The organism is Lysinibacillus sp. CTST325 (assembly GCF_054665055.1).
In genome coordinates, this window is the sequence record NZ_BAAFHO010000001.1 from 312655 (window position 1) to 333204 (window position 20550).

General features: G+C 37.9%; 16 protein-coding genes. 6 read left to right on the forward strand and 10 right to left on the reverse strand.

Annotated features, from left to right (window positions below):
• Positions 1 to 14: 14 nt before the first annotated feature.
• Positions 15 to 491 (reverse strand): 2-thiouracil desulfurase family protein, encoded by a 477-nt coding sequence (locus tag ACYQ73_RS01615; protein ID WP_460010851.1) that lies wholly within the window; start codon positions 489 to 491, stop codon positions 15 to 17.
• Positions 492 to 719: 228 nt separating this feature from the next.
• On the opposite strand from ACYQ73_RS01615, the gene ACYQ73_RS01620 reads away from it, so the two are divergent.
• Complete coding sequence (locus tag ACYQ73_RS01620) at positions 720 to 1199, forward strand: NUDIX hydrolase (protein ID WP_460010852.1); 480 nt, start codon at positions 720 to 722, stop codon at positions 1197 to 1199.
• 50 nt (positions 1200 to 1249) lie between these two features.
• Here the strand turns inward: ACYQ73_RS01620 and ACYQ73_RS01625 are convergent, their stop codons facing one another.
• From ACYQ73_RS01625 to ACYQ73_RS01650, 6 genes are all read right to left on the reverse strand, one after another.
• Positions 1250 to 1462 carry a DUF6886 family protein gene (locus tag ACYQ73_RS01625; RefSeq protein ID WP_460011502.1) on the reverse strand — a complete coding sequence of 71 codons (213 nt, stop codon included), beginning with the start codon at positions 1460 to 1462 and terminating at the stop codon, positions 1250 to 1252.
• 584 nt (positions 1463 to 2046) lie between these two features.
• Positions 2047 to 3252: a dihydrolipoamide acetyltransferase family protein gene (locus ACYQ73_RS01630; RefSeq protein ID WP_460010853.1), complete on the reverse strand. Its 1206-nt coding sequence runs from the start codon at positions 3250 to 3252 to the stop codon at positions 2047 to 2049.
• A gap of 12 nt (positions 3253 to 3264) precedes the next feature.
• Entirely contained in the window at positions 3265 to 4242 is a 978-nt protein-coding gene (locus ACYQ73_RS01635; RefSeq protein WP_460010854.1) for an alpha-ketoacid dehydrogenase subunit beta, read from the reverse strand.
• Positions 4242 to 5339, reverse strand: a complete 1098-nt coding sequence (gene pdhA, locus ACYQ73_RS01640) for a pyruvate dehydrogenase (acetyl-transferring) E1 component subunit alpha (RefSeq protein WP_460010855.1) — start codon at positions 5337 to 5339, stop codon at positions 4242 to 4244. The genes ACYQ73_RS01635 and pdhA overlap by 1 nt, the downstream gene beginning before the upstream one ends.
• Before the next feature lie 123 nt (positions 5340 to 5462).
• Positions 5463 to 6053 carry a TetR/AcrR family transcriptional regulator gene (locus ACYQ73_RS01645; RefSeq protein ID WP_460010856.1) on the reverse strand — a complete coding sequence of 197 codons (591 nt, stop codon included), beginning with the start codon at positions 6051 to 6053 and terminating at the stop codon, positions 5463 to 5465.
• A gap of 273 nt (positions 6054 to 6326) precedes the next feature.
• Positions 6327 to 7532: a YbfB/YjiJ family MFS transporter gene (locus ACYQ73_RS01650; protein WP_460010857.1), complete on the reverse strand. Its 1206-nt coding sequence runs from the start codon at positions 7530 to 7532 to the stop codon at positions 6327 to 6329.
• Between the two features lie 116 nt (positions 7533 to 7648).
• On the opposite strand from ACYQ73_RS01650, the gene ACYQ73_RS01655 reads away from it, so the two are divergent.
• The 5 genes from ACYQ73_RS01655 to ACYQ73_RS01675 all read left to right on the forward strand — a co-directional run bounded on the left by ACYQ73_RS01655 (position 7649) and on the right by ACYQ73_RS01675 (position 14188).
• Positions 7649 to 8539, forward strand: a complete 891-nt coding sequence (locus tag ACYQ73_RS01655; RefSeq protein WP_460010858.1) for a LysR family transcriptional regulator — start codon at positions 7649 to 7651, stop codon at positions 8537 to 8539.
• A 456-nt stretch (positions 8540 to 8995) separates the two neighbouring features.
• A complete protein-coding gene (gene guaD, locus ACYQ73_RS01660) occupies positions 8996 to 10363 on the forward strand; it encodes a guanine deaminase (protein WP_460010859.1) in 1368 nt (455 codons plus the stop codon).
• A 41-nt stretch (positions 10364 to 10404) separates the two neighbouring features.
• A complete protein-coding gene (locus ACYQ73_RS01665; protein ID WP_460010860.1) occupies positions 10405 to 11757 on the forward strand; it encodes a uracil-xanthine permease family protein in 1353 nt (450 codons plus the stop codon).
• A 328-nt stretch (positions 11758 to 12085) separates the two neighbouring features.
• Positions 12086 to 13207, forward strand: coding sequence for an N-methyl-L-tryptophan oxidase (gene solA / locus ACYQ73_RS01670; protein ID WP_460010861.1), 1122 nt, complete (start codon positions 12086 to 12088; stop codon positions 13205 to 13207).
• A gap of 339 nt (positions 13208 to 13546) precedes the next feature.
• Entirely contained in the window at positions 13547 to 14188 is a 642-nt protein-coding gene (locus ACYQ73_RS01675) for a response regulator transcription factor (protein WP_460010862.1), read from the forward strand.
• A gap of 672 nt (positions 14189 to 14860) precedes the next feature.
• On the opposite strand, the gene ACYQ73_RS01680 is transcribed toward ACYQ73_RS01675, so the two are convergent.
• The 3 genes from ACYQ73_RS01680 to ACYQ73_RS01690 all read right to left on the reverse strand — a co-directional run bounded on the left by ACYQ73_RS01680 (position 14861) and on the right by ACYQ73_RS01690 (position 20530).
• Positions 14861 to 16840 carry a hydantoinase B/oxoprolinase family protein gene (locus ACYQ73_RS01680; RefSeq protein ID WP_460010863.1) on the reverse strand — a complete coding sequence of 660 codons (1980 nt, stop codon included), beginning with the start codon at positions 16838 to 16840 and terminating at the stop codon, positions 14861 to 14863.
• Positions 16841 to 16863: 23 nt separating this feature from the next.
• Complete coding sequence (locus ACYQ73_RS01685) at positions 16864 to 18888, reverse strand: hydantoinase/oxoprolinase family protein (RefSeq protein ID WP_460010864.1); 2025 nt, start codon at positions 18886 to 18888, stop codon at positions 16864 to 16866.
• A 244-nt stretch (positions 18889 to 19132) separates the two neighbouring features.
• Positions 19133 to 20530 carry an aldehyde dehydrogenase family protein gene (locus tag ACYQ73_RS01690; protein ID WP_460010865.1) on the reverse strand — a complete coding sequence of 466 codons (1398 nt, stop codon included), beginning with the start codon at positions 20528 to 20530 and terminating at the stop codon, positions 19133 to 19135.
• Between the last annotated feature and the right edge of the window lie 20 nt (positions 20531 to 20550).

Genomic DNA, 20550 nt, shown 5'->3' on the forward strand with positions numbered 1-20550 from the left:
CTCGATCTATATCATCAAGTGTATTGATTAACTTCAGTAACTTCTGAGAAAAAATCTTCTTCAGAAAAGACCGCAATATTATTTCTTCTTAGTAATGCAGTTGTTACGCCAACGCCAACTAATTTTGTACCATTGAAATCCCCGTTGTAAATCATTGCACTGCCACAGGATGGACTATACTCTTTTAAAATAACTTTAGTCGCACCTAGTTCTTGTGCTTTCTGTAAAGTTACATATGCGCCATTTACATAAAGCTCCGTGACATCACGGCCAGATTTTTCAACTACTCTCACTTTTCCATCAAGAATATCTTCACCATCTCCACCAACAATTTCAGCAGGCTCACGAGGCGTTGAAAAACCTCCCATAAGTTCAGGGCATACAGTTACGGCCTTATTTTCTAACACAAGTTTTTGTATTCTTTCATCTAAACTATCTGTTCCGTTATAACGTACCTTTAATCCTGCTAAGCAAGAACTTATTAAAATCATATGTGCACCTCGTTTTTTAGCAATATCGTATAAGTAAAACTTTAGCTTATTAAAAGAGTCTGTCAATAGTTTTTACATGGCTTATGTTACCTCCTTTACCTACTCTATTATCTAATATTGATTTTTTAAAACCAGTTATTATTATTAGTAGGGCAACCATTTCACTGGGTTGTGCTACTATTTATTATCTATATTTTCATTTCATCGTTTAAAAAGGAGGAAAAAGACTTGGTTGAATTCACAATTTGTTTTCTTAAGAAGGGTGACCAAATATTATTGTTGAATAGGGATTTTCCTGAATGGATGGGGGCTTGGAATGGTGTAGGTGGAAAGATTGAGAAAGATGAAACTCCACTGGCTGGTGCATTACGAGAAATTAAGGAAGAAACGGGCATTGTACTGCCGGATATTACATTCAAAGGAAAAATAACATGGACTGATGGAATGACTGACTTTGGTTGTATGTATGCTTTTATTGCTGAGTTGCCAGAATCCTATCAATATGTGACACCGATTAAAGTTGCAGAAGGCATTTTAGATTGGAAAGATCTATCATGGATTTTCCATCCTAAAAATGTAGGAATAGCAGATTTAAAATATTACTTACCGCAAATGCTAGAAGAAACAGCTAACTATGAATACATATTTACATATAAAGATAGTGAATTGATTGATATTACGAGTATCCCATTAGTGCTTACTGTCTAAATATAATAAGCCTCGTAAACGCTATAGTATCGTTTACGAGGCTTTACTAATTATTTTCTTTGTTGCGCAAATCGCATTCTGCACATCGACCAATTCAATGTTGTTTTTTGAATTTCATCATGGATGTTCCATAGGCTATCGACTAAGCGTAATTCAACATTACGTTTAACCATTTCCTCAAATAGATTTGCTACTTCAAATTTAGCAATAGGATATTGTATTGCTTCACTTGTATAATACCAGCATGTAATCGTGCGTGAAATACTGTTATATCACTTTCCTCACTGACATGATATATGCGTAAATGTTTCCGCTCCTTATTTTCTTAATTTGAGGACTATGAAATTCTGTATATTGATTCCAGCGTTTGTCGTTACTGTTCTTGCCATACTATTCACTCATTTCAGTATAGCATTGTAACATTACCTTTTAAGTAAAAACACAAGCCAGAAACCCCTAACCGGATTTCTAGCTTTTCTAATTTAAGGACTGGATTGAGTTTTGATAGGCAATGCATTGTCTAATGTGGTCTGTCGTTTAACAGTGATCCATCTTCCACCTATCTATTATGCCTCGATATAATTGCGCCCGGAGTTTTAGGCAAACAGAAGTTTTTGCACGAAAGCGAAGCGGCAACAGCATGATGTTGGTCAATCAGGCGTTTCACAGGATGTGAAGTTCTATTTCAGCAGATGTCTTTTGTGCCGAAAGCACAGCGACAGGTACAGGTGTTTGGACACCCGCTGAAAAATAACTTAAATCAGCATTCCTTATGTGTCTTAGAACGCTTGCATATTACAACCGCAGAACAACAGAAATCGCTTTGGCTAGCATCTATCATTTTGAACTATAGTAAAAAACGTACAGGTTCCTCTAAATAGCCTGCCACACTACGCATAAATGCACCTACTGGCTCGCCATCTATAACACGATGATCAAATGTGCAAGACAGTGTCATGGAATGGCCAATTTGTATCGTATCTTCTACTACGATTGGCTCTTTCACAATTTTATGAAAGCCCAAGATTGCTACTTCAGGATAGTTAGTAATCGGCGTCGCAAATATCGCCCCGTCCTTACCTGTACTAGAAATTGTAAAAGTACTACCTGTTAAATCTTCAACCGTTGCTTTTTTAGAAAGAACCCTTGCCAATAAGCTTTCTAGCTCTTCTGTAATTTCAAAAATACTTTTTTTATTTGCATGCTTTATCACTGGCACAAGTAGACCGTCTGAAGTAGCAACTGCAACACCAATATGAATATAAGGTAAAATCACAAGTGCTTTTTGGTCTTCATCTACCTTGGCATTAAACTGCTCATGTTCCTGTAAAGCTGTCGCAACTGCCTTAATAAAAAAAGGTAAGTAAGTTAGTTTTTTGTCCTTCATTTCTGGCAGCTGTTGAACACTTTTCTTAAAAGTCACTAAATTCGTCACATTAATTTTTTCCATTCCGGTGCATAATACTGCTTTGGAAACGGCTTTTTGCATATTTTCAAAGATTGCTTTACGCAAGCCACGAATAGGGATGATTTTATTTTCATTAGCTTCATCTTCACTTCGTTTTGACTTGTTTTGAGCCAGTGCTATCGCGGATGATGATTGTTTAGCATGTTCATCTAAATCACATCGCAACACCCGTCCGTTTGGTCCACTTCCTTGTATTTCTTCAATATTAATGCCCATAGTGCGCGCTGCTTTTCTAACTGAAGGGGCTGCCTTCACCCTTCCTAATACCGAAAATTCAATCTTTTCTTCCGGCATACTCTTCTCTTTTTTCTCTCCAAGTGGCTGTGTTTTCTGAGTTGGTGACGAATCAGAGGTTTTACTAAATTGACAAAGCAGGCTACCTACCTTAATGGTATTTCCCTCCTCGCACCCAAGCTTCTCAATTACCCCCGTAATTGGAGCTGTAATTTCTACAACGGCTTTATCGGTTTGAACCTCAACTAACGGCTCATTAATCGCTACTTTTTGCCCTTGCTTTACAAACCAGCCAACAATTTCTGCTTCATGTAAACCTTCCCCTACATCAGGGAGTAAAAAATCATACATTACTATCCCTCCCTATTCTTTCATGACATTTTGAACTGCACTTACAATGCGCGCTACGGTTGGCATCCATTCTGCCTCAATGCTCGATACTGGGTACGGTGTATCATAACCTGTGACACGTAAAATCGGTGCGTGCATAGCATACATACAGTTTTCGGCAATAACTGCTGCGATTTCCGCCCCTACACCGCCTGTTTTTGCCGCTTCATGAACAACGACTAGTCTGCCAGTTTTATCTACCGACTGAATGATGGTTTCATAGTCAATAGGTGAGATTGTTCGTAAATCAATGATTTCCACGGACACACCCTGCCCTTGTAATTGAGCTACTGCCTGTTTAACCGTTACGACACTTGGACCATATGTAACGATGGTCACATGCTCCCCCTCTTGAACAATCGACGCCTTACCAATAGGCACTTCATAATATTCTTCTTGTACTTCCTCTTTTATCGTTCGATATAGCTTCAACGGCTCTAAGAACAATACTGGGTCTGGATCTTTAATCGCCGCTGCGAGTAACCCTTTAGCATCGGAAGGCGTACTTGGCATGACTACCTTTAAACCTGGTGAGTGCAGAAACAATGCTTCTAAACTATCTGAATGTAATTCAGGTGCATGAATCCCTCCTCCGTACGGTGCTCTAACAACCAGTGGCACGGTAACTGTGCCTTCCGTTCGAGAACGAAGGCGTGCGGCCTGTCCTACCATTTGATCCATCGCCTCATAAATAAATCCTAAAAACTGTATCTCTGCTATTGGTTTAAGTCCTCTAGTGGCTAAACCTACTGCAGCTCCGATAATTGCAGACTCAGCAATCGGTGTATCAACTACACGCCTTTCTCCAAAACGTTCTATGAGCCCATCCGTCACACGGAAAACTCCTCCATTTTTTCCGATATCCTCACCGAGACAGAGGATTGTTTCATCATTTTCCATTGCTTGGGTTAAGCATGTATTGATTGCCTGTACTATTGTCATCTCCATCATTACACCTCTCCTCTTTCTTGCAATTGTCTTACTAAGTTTTGAGGCATTGTTTCATACGTTGCTCTTAGTACTTTTGGAATCGTTGTCTTTTCGATTGTAAGTGCCTTTTCATAAGCTTTTAAAACGATTTCTTCGCAGTCATTTAACAGCTCCTCCTCTTGCCTCTCATCCCATAGCCCAGTTGTAATAATAAATTTTTTCATTCTTTCTATAGGATCATTTGTCAGCCATTCCTCAACTTCAGCTTGGTCTCTATATTTCGTCGGATCGTCTGCAGTTGTATGCGGTCCTTGGCGGAATGTAACAGCTTCAATCAGCACAGGCTCTCCATTTTTAGCTTTTTCTATAGCAAGCTTCGTTGCCTCATAAACTGCTAATACGTCATTGCCGTCTACTCTAATTCCTGTAATCCCATAAGCCAACGCCTTTTGTGCGATTGATTGGCTAGCGGTTTGTTTATGAATTGGATTACTAATTGCCCATTGATTGTTTTGAATAAAGAAAACCACTGGTAATTTATATACACCCGCAAAATTTAATGCTTCATGGAAATCGCCCTCAGAGGTACCTCCATCACCCATATAAGCAACCGAAACACTATCTTCCCCTTTATATTTACTAGCCCATGCCCCACCTACCGCATGTAAAAATTGCGCTCCAATAACGATTTGAATAGGAAAAATAGATAAATCAGTTAAATGCTGCCCAGCCATCTTACCCATTGTGTAACAAAAGAACTTATCGATAGGCATCCCGTGAACAAATGAAGCCGCAATATCTCGGTAACTAGGATAAATCCAATCATTCGAATTCAATGCGTAAGCGCTTCCAACTTGTGCCGCTTCTTGCCCTCTAATTGGCGGATATGTTTTTATTTTACCTTGGCGTTGAAATTTCAATGCAATCCCATCAAAGATTCTTCCTTGTACCATATGTTTATACATTTCGATACATTGCTCATCTGTGGCTGTTCTTTTAAAGAAAGTTTCTGAAAGCGAACAATCTTCCTTCAAAACTGACGCGGTGTCAATTTTTAAACATGATTGATTTAACCACATTTCAACTCCGCCCTCTAAACATGACTGATTTAACCACATTTCAATTCCTCCCATATATCGTTTTTATTATTAATATCGTTATTTTAATTATAGGCAAGGAACCGACGCCACGTCATTAGCTAATTTTGTTATTATTTAGCTTTTTTTACACTTTAAACAGAATTATTTAAACAAACCGAACGTATACATTGTTGCCACATCACGCGCAATTTCCTCAATCGGAATGTCCGTTTTGCCCAAAATAATTTTCCATAAATACCGCTCTCCAATGTAATACAACGAACCCGCAATAACCTCCGCATGATAATTTTCATTGCGAATCAGCCCCAGCTGTCGAACAATTTCTACGTTGGCTGACACCCTTATAATAAATTGATCCGTGATTGATTCCCATTTCTCCCCAATTAACGGGGACACTCCTTTCGCTTCATGAATCAATCTAAATATTTCCTTGTTTTCAACTGCCAAGGATAAGTAATTATATGTATTTTTAAACGTAAAATTAAAAGCCTCTTGCTTATTTTTCGGCGTATAATTTAGTTCTGCAATTTTATAGAATGGACTCATGACATCCTCAATTAAAGTTGCCAAAACTTCCTCTTTTCCTAGGTTAAAATGAGAATAAATCGTCCCGTAACCTAGCCCTGCTTCCTTGGCAATTAACTTGATTGTCGTTTCCTTATATCCATTTGCTAAAAAAACATTTTTTGCCGCTACTAATATTTGTGCTTTTGTTCGCTCACGCTTATCCACCTAATATCCCCCCAAATTTTCGTTTACCTAAACATAATGAATAATTCCTTTTAAAGTCAACTTTTAGCTAATATTTAATCCAAAACCATCTATTTTACTATCCTTTCAACATAAAAAATTAAAAACCGCTGATTCTATTCCCTCATTCCTTCATAAAATAGTAAATACGTCTTTTGCGCACATCCTATTTTTTTATATTATGTAGATAGAGGTCGCCATCTTTAGTAAAAACACAAGCCAGAAATCTCTAATCAGATTTCTGGCTTTTCTAATTTAAGAACTGGATTGAGTTTTGATAGGCAATACATTGTCTAAGGTGGACTGTCGTTTAACAGTGATCCATCTTCCACATAACATGACAATCAATGCAAAAAATACGATGACTCCTGCAAATACAAGCGCCGCCTTATAGCTACTATAAACTGCCACAAGCTGACCCGCGATAATTGGTCCGATAATTTGTCCAAAGGCATAAAATGTTGTTAACAATGATACGACTGGACCGCTTTGTGTTGGGAATAGTTGACGTGCATAAGACGTCGTTAACGTCACAATGCCTACAAATGTTAAGCCGAATAAAAATGACGATAATAATACGCTCCATACTGTTTGTGAAAATACTGGTAACAAGATGCCGAATACTTGCAATATGTATGCCACAAACAAAATTTTAATTGCTGAAAACTTTTCTAATAACACTGTCCAAACTGGTGCTGATGGTATGGCCGCTACCCCTACAATGACCCAGCTATACGAAGAGTATGCTTGCAGTGAGGGAATATTATGAATGATATCCACTAAAAAAGTACCAGTGATAATATAGCCTAACCCTTCAAAGCCATATGCGACGATCAACCATGGCATAAAGCCCTTTGTCATTTTGGTATCAGAGGATTTTACGGATTTCACACTATCCTGTACATGCAAATCTCGCCAAAGTATACATGTTATCACTAAAAAAACAGCAGATAAAATCCCTAAGCCGATCCATGTACCTTGCCAAGCAAAACGTGCTTCAATAGCAGGGACTAATAAACCTGAAATAGCAATTCCTAATCCGATACCACCAAATAAATAGCCTGACCATCGTGTAAGTGAATGCTTTGCTAAATAATCCATAATAATACTACATGTTAATACAAAAATAAGTCCCCCTGTAATGCCCGCAATCAGACGAAGCACAAGCCAAATACTATATATTTCAATGATTCCCATAAGAACAACAGAAAGGACATTCAAAACAACACTTAACAATAAAAAGTTCTTCTTTTGGCGATTGATAAATCCTGCCCACAAAGCGCCTATGAAATAGCCAATATAATTACTCGATGCCAAAAATCCTGCAACTTCAAACGAAAACCCAACATCATGACGCATAAATGGCAATATTGGTGTGAATGCAAACCGGCTAATCCCCATTGCCACTACAAGTAATAGCACTCCACCAAATAAAATTCCGATGTGCTGTCGATTCATCATGTCCCCCACCCCCTAAAAACTTTTTGTAATTAAAAGGATACAGAGTGAAAATTAATAAATCTAATATATAATTTATATAAAAGGATAAAAAATTCTTATAAGAGGTGGGATACATAATGAATTTACATGCTCTTAGATTATTCACAAAAGTAGCTGAGCTCAATAGTGTTTCTAAGGCAGCGCAAGCTCTAATGATTAGTCAACCTGCCGTTACCATTCAAATGAGAAATTTGGAAAAAGAACTAGGCTTAACGCTTTTAGAATCAAAAGGTCGAGGAATTACCTTAACACAGCATGGGGAATTTTTATTTAAACAGGCTCAGCGACTATTTGATTTAGAATTGGATATTGAAAACAAACTAGAACAATTAAAAAACACAGGTAATGAGGAATTAGAAATTGCTTCTACCCATGTTCCATCCCATTTTTTATTACCAAAATGGCTCGCAAAATATAAACAAGCCTATCCGACAACTAATATTCACATAAAAACCGCTAATTCCCAACAGGTTATTGAAGAATTACTTCACTATAAGGCCGATATGGCTTTTATCGTAAAAGAGGATGGTCATCATCCAGATATTAATTACCAATTTCTCATGAATCTCGATTATTGGTTTATCGTCCCATATGGTCATCCGCTGGCAGAACAGAAAGTGACATTAGCGGAATTAATGCAGCAGCCATTTGTTTCACGCGAAGATGGTAGCTCTACGAAAGAATATTTAAACGCTTTATGCAAGGTTCATAAAGTCACACCACCACGAGTAGGGCTACAACTGGACGGCATCAATGAATCCATTTACGCCATTGCAGCTGGATATGGTACGATGCTAGCTCCATCCATCGCAGCTTCTAGCTTTATTCAGCGACAGCAAGTAGCACGAGTGTTTATAAAAGACATCGATATCCAGCGTCCTATTTATCTTTGCACAAGAAAAAATGAACAAAATACCTCTTCGACCTTTAATACTTTTATTAACATCATCAATAACTCAATTTCATAACAGCCTCTTTTCAAAAGTTTGAACTACACAAAATTTGTACAATAACGAAATGATGTGTAGTTTTTTTATTTTCAAAAATTGTACTATATCTCATAATCTCATCACCATGGGATTGATATCCGCTCTGGCCGGGCTCTTTCCTGAGTGCGTCTGGGGGGGCACGAAGGCCTTATCATAAGACGTGATGCTTTTAGCCTTCGTTCCTCTAATGCTAATCCCTAAGGAATCGCCGAATCTCCACACCAATCAACTAAATGGCATACGCTTTACAAATGTCATCCTAACTTTTAGCAATGATTCATCTTAATGCTTGTAAAAGTTGTAAAAAAATAGTGAAATCTGTTCAAAAAGTCTGCGCTTCCCCTATTAATATTCGTTTTTTTTATAGACGAAACAGTTTTGATGACCTATAATAATCCATACATTCATCAATATACGAACATTAAGGTGGTTTTTATGACTGAATATACGTTAATTTTCAAAGGGACAGCTTTTTCAAGTAAGTCTCCTACTGAAGTACAAATTTTAAAGGATTATTTATTCTTCATTAATGCTGACGGGATGATTGAGAAAACAGTAGCTCCTGAGCATCCAGATTATCAAAATTTGCTAACTACATATCAGCTTCAAAAAAATTTTCATCAATTAACTGACGGACAATATTTCCTACCAGGCTTTGTCGATTTGCATGTACATGCACCGCAATGGGCACAAGCTGGAACTGCATTAGATATTCCACTTTATGACTGGCTGAACACATACACCTTCCCTATCGAATCCAAATTCTCCGATATAGAGTTTGCACAAGAGGTCTATGAAGATTTAGTAAGTAATCTTCTTGCAAACGGAACGACTACATCGCTCTATTTTGCAACTGTCCATAAAGAAGCAAGCCTGCTATTAGCGAAAATTTGTGCTGAAAAAGGGCAACGAGGTCTAGTTGGGAAAGTTGTGATGGATGATCCTGAACAAAATCCAGACTATTATCGAGATGCAAATACTCAGACTGCACTAAAAGATACAGAAGAATTTATTTTAGCTGTGAAGGAATTAGCTAAATCAACGAAACAAGGTGTTTATCCAGTTGTAACACCAAGATTTATTCCAAGCTGTACAGACGATGCTTTAAAAGGTTTAGGAGAATTAGCTGCTAAACACAATACACATATCCAGTCACATTGTAGTGAAAGCGATTGGGAGCATGGCTACGTACAGGAACGATTTAAGAAAAATGATGCCTTTGCCTTACATGATTTTGGTCTATTAGGTGATAAATCTGTAATGGCACATTGCAATTTCTTAAATGATGATGATGCACAGCTATTTGCTGAAACAGGCACAGCGATTGGTCATTGTCCAATTTCTAATGCTTACTTTGCAAATAGCGTCATTCCAATTGCTCGCTTCCAAGCAAAAGGCGTAGATATCGGATTAGGGTCAGATATTTCTGGCGGTTTCTCACCTAGTCTATTCGATAATGCTAGACAAGCAGTCATGTCATCTAGAATGCTAGAAGACGGTGTCGATACATCTCTTCCTGCTGAAAAACGAGGTGTACCAAATTCACGTATTACGATTAATGAAGCATTTTATTTAGCAACAGCAGGTGGTGGAGAAAGCTTGAGCCTACCAATTGGTCGATTACAAGAAAACTACACGTGGGATGTACAAATCATCGATACTAACATACCTTCTGCAAAACTTCCTATTTTTGATAGCAAGGAAGATTTACAGGATATCTTCCAAAAAATTATGTATCTTGTGCGCCCTGAAAATATCCGTGAAATTTGGGTACAAGGAAATATGGTTCACGCTAGAGCATAAATAGAAATTCTAAATTTTACAATTTTGAGGTGTACATCTTAGTGGAAACGCAACATAACAAATTAGCTAACGATAAAATGAAAACTCAGCAGTTAACAGTTTTACCAGATGAAAAGGTATCACTCGGTCAATCTACCTTACTTGGTTTACAGCACGTCATGGCGATGGATGTCTACGTAGTACCTTTCTTAATTGCCATGTTAATCGGTCTACAATCAGGCCAATCAAGCGCATTGATTCAATCGACCTTCATTGCGGCCGGGATTGCAACGATTATTCAAACTCACTTTTGCATGAAGTTACCGATAGCACAAGGTCCTTCATACGTTCCAATCGGTGCCATTGTAGGTATTTATGCAGCAAGTGGCAGTGGAAATCTTGGTTGGAGCACTGTGCTAGGTGCAAGTTTAGTCGGTGCCATCTTAGTTATTATTTTAGGTTTTACAGGTATATTCAATAAAATCGTGAAAACGTTCATTCCACCAATTGTCGGAGGGACAATTATCTTTGTGGTCGGTCTTTCATTAATGCCTGTAGGTTTAAGTAATAACATTTTTAATGCGGCAGGTGCATCTATTAACCAAAACATCAATTTAGCTTTAACTTCAGCTATCGTTCTAATCCTTTGCGTTATGCTAGGTTCTGTTTTTAATAAAAAAGGCCGCGTATTTCGTATCGCTTCAGTAATCATCGCTTTAATCGCAGGTTGTATTGCTGCAAATATTATGGGTGTTTTAGATTTATCAGCTGTATCACAAGCAAAATGGTTTAGTATGCCTCAAATTCCATTTGTAGATTTTAGCTTCACGTTTAATTTTTCAGCCATCATTACAATGGTGATTATTTATATCGTTTTAATGGCCGAAACAACAGGTACATGGTTTGCAGTGAGTAACGTCATCGATAAACCATTAACTGATAAACAAATTAATCGAGGCGTTATTGGCGAAGGAATTGGTTGTTTCATCGCATCATTACTAGGCTCAACTCCTGTCACTGGCTATTCAACAAATGCAGGTGTGATATCGATTACAGGTATCGCAAGCCGACGTGTTTTTATTGCTGCCGGTTTTTGGTTTATCTTGTTCGGCTTCTCTGGTAAATTAGCTGCTCTTATTTCTGCTATTCCTTCAGCAGTTATCGGTGGTGTATTCGTTATCGTTTGTGGCATTATTGCCATCAGTGGTTTACAAGTAATGAAAAATGAAAACATTGGTGAAAAGGAAATGTATGTAATCGCAGTGCCAGTGATTTTAACATTAGCTCTAACATTACTTCCTAAAGATTTCTTATACTCATTACCAACAACAGTTCAATACTTATTCGGCTCTCCAATAGCAACAGCTGCTATAGTAGCCATATTGTTAAACAAAGTATTACCTAGTACGAAATAGCTTTTTAACTAAAATGCACAATACTCCTACTCTATTAGGAAATTGTGCATTTTCTTATATCAATTATGCCTAGGCATAATTGCGTCCGGAATCGGCTTTGTGCTTAGGCCTGCGTGACGCAGGTCAGTTAGCCGTTATCGCATGAATGCGATGATCTTAGGCTAACATCCTATATGAATTCCTTTCCTATTCCATGACATCCGCCGGAGGCTTAAACTTCTTTCAACAGGTGTTTAGACACCCGTTGAAAGAAGTTTAAATATTTTCTGAAATTTCTGTCCAACCTCCTTTTATTTTGTTATACTAGAGTAAAAAAGTAGGGATTAAAATGATTTACGATGTGATTGTAATTGGTGCAGGATCGATGGGGATGGCAGCTGGCTATCATTTAGCAAAAGCAGGAAAAAACGTCTTGATGCTTGATGCCTTTAATCCTCCTCACGAAGAAGGTAGTCATCATGGGGAAACACGAATTATTCGCTTTGCGTATGGTGAAGGTGCTAGCTATGTACCTTTTGTTAAAAGAGCAGGTGAATTATGGAGAGAGCTTGAAACGTTAACGGATGAAGCTTTATTCTTACAAACAGGTGTAATAAATGTCGGTGAAGAGACCCATACTTTTATTCAAAATGTAAAAACTAGTGGAAAGCTCTATGATTTAGCATTAGAGCAGTATTCTGCGGCTGAGGCAATGGAGAAATGGTCTGGATTATCCTTACCTGAAAACTTTGTTGCTTGCTTTGAGCCTACTGCTGGTGTCCTTCGTGTAGAAGCCTGCATTAGTGCTTATAAAAAATTAGCCATTGAGGCAGGAGCAACCTTACATACAAATGAAAAAGTGCTGAACATCAAAGCTGGAGAAATTGTCCGTGTCCAAACAGCAAATAATACATACGAAGCTAAACATTTAATTGTGACAGCTGGTGCTTGGGCAACTGAGTTACTACAAACAATGGACATCGCCATCCCTGTAACACCGACTCGAAAAACATTTGCATGGTTTGAGGCTGATGAGGAGCTTTATCGTGAAGATATTTTCCCGGCCTATTGTTTTGAATTTGCTGATTCCGCATACTATGGTTTTCCAAGTATTGATGGGGCAGGTCTGAAGCTTGGAAGACATGATGGCGGTGAGACTATCAATCCAAACGATCCGCTACGCCCATTTGACGAACAGGATGCAATAGATTTACAAAACTTTATTAATCGGTTTATGCCTCAGCACGGTGCGTTAAAATTCGGAAAAACATGTAAATATTCGATGACACCAGATGAAGATTTCATTATTGATTTTTTACCAGAGCATCAAAATATAATCATTGCAGCGGGCTTCTCAGGACATGGTTTTAAATTTAGTAGCGCGGTTGGTGAAGTATTAGCTGATCTTACCCTACATGGAAAGAGTAAACAGGACTTATCTCTCTTTAGGCTAAGTCGTTTCACGAAATAAAAAACCATCAAAGGAATTTGTCTCAATAGTTAGTGAAGACAAATTCCTTTTTCTTGAAAACTAGATAAAACGAAGCTATAGAAGCAAAAAATCTGCTGGTGTAAAATCTAAATCGCTTTACTCTTTCTTCATTACAAAATAACCCTCTCGATTATCTACAATTTGTTGTACACCCTTCTCTTTTAATTACCTTGAAATAATCCGTTTTCAGTATATAAAACACGTTCTCTTTAAAACTATGTATGGATTGTATCCCTTTCGAGACCAAAATTGGGTATAATGCATTATAAATAACATTTTATAAAAAATAGTCCATTTTAATTAAGGGAGGGTAATAAGTTGATCAATATTTTAGTAGTGGACAATCATGAAGCGGTTGGAGAAGGTATAAAATTATTATTAGAACAAGAGGTAGATTTCCATGTCACAGTTGTAAGAACTGGTGAGGAGACTTTGAATGCCCTCTCCCAACAAACATTTGAAATATTATTATTTGATGTAAACATGCCCTTTTTAAATGATCAAGGATTAGTAAAAGAAGTGGAACAATTAAATGCTGAAGCAATTAAAATTATCTACACAGGCTACGACATTGAACCTTTTTTCAATATTTTAATAAAATCAGATGTTTCTAGCTTTGTTAGCAAAACATCCTCTAAGGAAAATCTTATTATGGCAATACGCTCCGCTCTAGATGGGAATGCCATGATACCAGTGAAATTATTACGACAATTAAAACTAGTAGAAAGCCAAAAGAACAAAATAGAAATAATGAATCAGTTCATTCAATATGACCTCCAAAAAAATGAACTAGCAGTGCTTAAATTAGTGGCCAACGGAAAAACAAATAAAGAAATAGCGGGAAATTTAGTTGTCAGTTTACGCACAGTCGAATATCGTTTAACAAAGATTTTCAAAAAACTACAAGTACAATCAAGAAAAGAAGCTGTTGAAAAAATAAGAAAAATTGGCTTACTATAAAAATTAATAATCGAATGGTCAGGTCACTTTTCTATTCATAAAACCGAAAAAATACAGTACTAACCGATAAAATCTTGTGGTCATGAAGTTACAATACCATGATAGAATGAATATAAGTCATTGGTAAAATTCTGGTTTATATTTGACTAATTAATAAAAAAAATACCACTTCTTTATTTTGGACGTTGTTCTTACTTAGTTAGCTGATAAATGATTAGTTTGGGTACCAAAAGTTTGTCATGCATATAGAAAAAAATCCATAACTAGAATGGATGTGATATTATTGCTCCGTAAGCTTATAGCGATTGGATTAGCTATGTTTCTTACATTGGTAATTCAAAAAATTCTAAGTAATGTCGGCATATTAAATAACAACTCTTTACCTTTAGATTTTTTAAGTTATGTAGTGATATTTTTCATAGTATATGCATTACTGGATATTAGAAATTTGCATACCCTTATTTCGCAGAGGGGCTGGGACATAACCAAATGGTTCCTTCATAAAACCGAATAATCTCTAAATTAACAAAACACGATAAATAGAAAAACCGAACTATTCCGAAACACGTCATGAGAGTTTCATTGGATAGTTCGGTATTTTTGTTGGCTGAAACACATTTGTCCCAGCCTCTTATTTATTATACTCAATCAAATTGCACTAGAACGTTTTGTTTATCCCCAATATGCTAAAGAACGTTTCTTCATTGCTTCTCGGTACTGCTCTGTGGAGATTGGCAATGCTTTATTTGTTTCATAATCCATTATGACACCATATTTACGAACAACATCCATTTGATTAATTTCACCGTTGTTATACATCTGCTCAACTTCTATTGGGTCTGTTTCCAACCATCTATGGCGATTTTCACGGATATAATCGCGTTCTTTTAATGTTGCAGCCATATCAATTTCGAAGGCATCCATATCGCGGTCAATTTCATTGATAACTACACCATAATCAAGCTTTGCACGCTCAATCGAAACATATTCATCGATAACGTCCTCTAAAACAGCGTTTACATCTCGTGCTAATGGGTCACCTAAACCTCCGCCTCCTGCTGAAGGACGTGTAAAGGAATCCCCTTTCTTCAATTCAACATTGGAGAAGATCGTGCCTAAAAATTTTTCTTCCTCTTTGTTTGGATTTAAAATAGCCCCCTGTGCAATGGAAGGTAAGCCACCCATAATCCCCCATGTAATGGAGCGAGAACGATCACAGCAATAGGACATCACTGTTTGGTTTATATCCGTTAAAACGCCTCCCTTTTCTACACCACAACCACCACGGTATTTACCTGGACCAGCTGAATCTATAATGATTTCATGCTTCGTTGTAACAACTGGAGACAAACGCTCTTGCCCTTCGCATGGTTGAACACTTAAACCTACCCCGAACACCGGTGAGGTTGTATTCGCGCCATCACGGTCAATACGTCCGCCATGGCCACCAGCCATCCAGTCATACCACATAAAATATTCACTACTATCTCTCCGCTGATCATACCCACCTATTAATAAATACTCTAAATTAAATGAACATGCGATCGCGCGTTCCGGCATAATATTCGACCATAATTCGAAGCATGCATTCATAATTTTTTCAAATGCGCCTGAACAATAGCCAGAGACAGCTACTGGGCTAGGTGCATTGACGACAGAGTTTTCAGGAAGAAATATTTTCACAACACGATAAAATCCTGAGTTCAGCGGAATATCCGGGAAAAATGTTTTGGTTCCTGCATAAGTACCAGAAAGTGCTGAGCCAAAGCCTGCATTTAAAAAGCAGCTAATATAAGGATGTGAATCGCTTAAATCATAAGCTATTTCATCCTCCGTAATGGTCATTTTCACACGAATTGGGATGAGGCCATCTCCTAATTGTGGATCCATATCGATATAGTCCACCGTTTCCCATTGTCCTTTTGGTAAAGCTTTAATTTTCACTCGCATTAATCGTTCTACATAATTTTGGACTTCCTCAAAAGCTACTAGCACCGTATGAATGCCGTACTTTTCTATCATTTCCTGAAGCTGCTTCTCACCAACTTTTGCGGCTTCCACTTGAGAACGTAAATCTCCAATACGTTCTTCCGGGATACGCATATTCATGACAATAATCTTCACAACATCTGTTAAATATTGACCTTTACTATAAATGCGGACAGGTGGGATACGAAGCCCTTCCCCGTAATGTTCCTTAGCTGTAATATCAAAGGAACCTGGGTTAGAACCACCGACATCTGCCCAATGACCATTTGTTTGCATAAGTGCAATTAGTTTGTCATCATGGAATACTGGTAAAATTACACGCACATCACTGAAATGTGTTCCACCACGATAAGGATCATTTACTAAAAATACATCACCTGGGTGAATATCATCAGCGAAATCTTCTAAGACAGCTTTTGCAGTTAAATGTAATGTCCCTACATGTACAGAAATATCTTGCGTACCTTGCATAACGGTATTCCCCTGTGCATCGCATAATGCACAGCTAAAGTCTCGATTATATATAACAAACGAATAACATGTACGTAGCATTTGTTCAGCCATTTGATCGACTAAATTCACAAAGCCGTTTTTTAACACTTCAAATGTTACTGGGTCTAGATTTTGGACCTTTTGATTTATCTCTAATTTCGTCGTACTCATAGCCAATTCCCCCTTATCGCGTATTAGTTCACCGTAATAATAATATTTTTATAGGCATCTACTTCCGCAGTAAACCCTGGTGGAATAACAGTCGTCGTATCAAGCTGATCAATAATGGCCGGACCAGCAAATTGTGTATAAACGGGTATTTTATCGCGATTATATACGTTTGTTTCAATATATTTACCCTCAAAATAAACAGGTCGTGTTTCTTTAAAAGCTTCTTCCAGTGAGCCTTCAGAAACATATTGAGGAAAATTAGGTTTTGGTACTGTTCCTATAGCCGTTACACGTAAGCCAAATATTTCTACAGTTTGATCCATATCAGAAAATGCAAATTCTCGTTCATGTTCTTTATGGAACGCTTCCAAAATAGCATCTAGAGAAGTGATTTGATCGGATACGAGAACAGCTAGAGATCGCCATTGTCCCTTATAACGAAGATCTATATAATTCGTTAATGACGATGTGTTTTCTGCTATTCCTTCCTCTTCTAATAATTCTCTTGCCTCTTCTCGCAATTCACTAAATTGATTTGTCAGTTCCTCTACACTTACTTCAGCTAGTTTTTTCACATATGTTTTAGAAATATCATGGCGTACATCTACAAGCAGGCATCCCATTGCCGCTGCTACACCTGGATGCGTAGGAATAATGACTTTGGGGATGTTTAAATCTTTTGCCAAATAGGCACCGTGTAATGGTCCCGCACCACCAAAAGCTACAAGCGCGAAATCACGGGGATCATAACCTCTCCGTACTGAAATTAATCGAACTGCATCACTCATATTGGCATTTGCAACTTCTATAATGGCACTTGCCGCTTCTTCAACTGTTTGATCGAATGCATTGGCGATTTTTTTCACAGCCTCTCTAGCTGCCTCTTTGTTTAACTGCATCGTCCCATCTAACAAATCTACACCTAGACGTCCTAACACTAAATTTGCATCTGAGTTAGTTGGCTCAGTGCCTCCTCGGCCATAACAAGCTGGACCTGGTACTGCCCCTGCACTTTGTGGTCCATTTCGTAAAGAACCGCCTTCATCTTTCCAGGCGAGGCTACCTCCACCGGCTCCTATTGTTAATATTTCAATGCTTGGGAAACCAATTGGATAGCCATATTCTATCGACCAGTCCTTTGTAATTCGTATATCCCCCTTATACATCAGTGATATATCGGTACTTGTACCACCCATATCTAAGCCGATTGCGTTGTCAAATCCGCATAACTTTGCGATATGCTTACTCGCAATTGCTCCAGCAGCTATCCCGGAACTTGCTAATCTAGCAGCATAGCGGGGCACTGTACTTGAGGTCATGACACCGCCACCCGAGTGTAAAACTAATATTTCATCGTCATAGCCTTTTTTCTGCATTTCAGTGCTTAACTTACTAATATAATTACTCATAATTGGTCCAAGAACGGCGTTGATAATAGTTGTACTCATGCGCTCATGCTCAAAGATTTCCGGAAGCACCTCGCTTGAAGTACAAACATAGACATCCGGTAATTCCTCTTTTAAAATTTCTTTGACTTTCGCCTCATTTTCCCCGTTCACATAGGCATTGACGAAACACACGGCAATGGACTCTGTTCCTCGACGTTTTAATTTTTTTGCTAATAAACGAACTTCCTCTTCATCAATAACTTGAAGAATATTACCTTCATAATCTATTCGTTCTGTCACTTCAAATCGATCTCGTCGTTGAATATAAGGCCTCGCAGTATCTTTATATGTGTCCCAAATATCTTCTTTCGTTCCCCGGCGAATTTCGATGACATCTCTAAAACCCTTTGTCGTAATAAGAGCTGTTTTTGGCAGCTTGCGCTCAATTAATGCATTCGTTCCAACTGTTGTGCCATGAGAAAAAATTTTAATATCCTTGCCATTCAATTCTGCTTTTGCTACTCCATTTAAAATTCCTTGCTCCGGATTTGAAGGTGTAGACGACGTTTTTGTGACAAATACTTCTCCTGTCTCTTCATTAAAAACAAATACATCCGTAAACGTTCCACCGACATCAATTGCTAAACGACTTTGTGCCATAGCTCTACCTTCTTTCGTTTAATAAATTTTAAAAAGGCAAAAACGCCTTTGCGGTTGTTCACATCGTGTTACTTTGCTTTCACCAAAACATATTTTTGAGTATAAAGTTAATGCCTCAAGAGAATGCTCCAGATTTTTTACAAGCTATTACGTACAATTTAAGAAAAATCTGGGCCATTACACCGAGGCATATGTGACATTTATTTTTTTGTCTTCTATTTAAATTTCTTTCATGATAAAATTTTCACTCACTTTTTGTGCCAATCGTAATCGTTTTATACGTTGTAAAGAACTCTTTCGCTGCTTGCCCCTGCTCACGGGCACCGGTACTTGAGTTTTTCATTCCTCCAAACGGCGCTTGAGGCTCAGCTCCACCTGTTTCATCGTTAACCTGTACAAGTCCTACTTCACTACGGTTAATAAAATCAAATGCTTTCGGAATGTTATTAGTATAAATAGAAGCACTCAATCCAAAATTAGAATCATTCGATAATCGAATCGCTTCTTCATAATCTTTTACTTTGATGACCGCTAAAACTGGTCCAAAAATCTCTTCATGAGCAATCGACATCTCATGAGTTACATTCGTAAAAATTGTTGGATCTATATAGTATCCTTCTAATATACCTTTTGTAGGACCACCGCCAAATACTAGCTCTGCTCCCTCAACTTTTGCTTTCTCGATGGCGGATAATATAGAATCATATTGTCCTTTAGATGACACTGGCCCCATCGTGACACCAACTTCAATTTTTTTAGCTTCTTCAATTAACTGCTCTACTACCTTTTCATAAACTGCTTCCTCAATGTAAACTCGACTAGTTGCTGTACAACGCTGTCCAGTCTGCTTCATCGCACCTTCAATCGTTAATTTAGCAGCTTGATTGATATTGGCATCTGCTAAAATGATTGCTGCATTTTTCCCTCCAAGTTCAAGCTGAATTTTTTTATTAGTTGATCCAGCAGTATCTAAAATACTTTGACCCACACTATTTGAACCTGTAAATGTAATCACCTTTACTTCAGGTGCCTCCAATAATACCTGCCCAACCTTTGAACCGCGACCTTGTACAACATTTAACACGTTTTTTGGTAAACCTGCTTCTTGAAATAATTTTCCTATTAATTCACCAGTTAAAGCGCTTTCAACAGAAGGCTTCCAAACAACCGTATTGCCGTACACTAATGCAGGTGCAATTTTCCATAGAGGAATAGCGACAGGGAAATTCCAAGGAGTTATGGCAGCAACGACGCCAAGTGGTACTCGCATTGTATACAATAATTTCGCTTCATTGGCGGAAGGTAACACTTCACCTGTTGCCCGCATCCCTTCTTGTGCAAAATAACGTAAAATGGAAGCGCCGCGTTTAACTTCACCAAGCATTTCATTTTTCGTTTTACCCATTTCATTCGAAGCTATTTCAGCTACTTTATCCATATTTTTCTCGAGCAAGTCTGCTGTCACGCGTAAAATTTCTCCACGCGCCACAGAAGACGTATTTTTCCAACCTTCAAATGCTTCCTGAGCTGCAACGATAACGTCTTTCGTTTCATCTTTTGTTAAAAGCTCAACTTGCCCAATACATTGAGATGGCTTTGCAGGATTAAATTGTTCTCGTATTTCTCTAACGATAGTTGTCATAAAACTCCTCCTTCAAATAA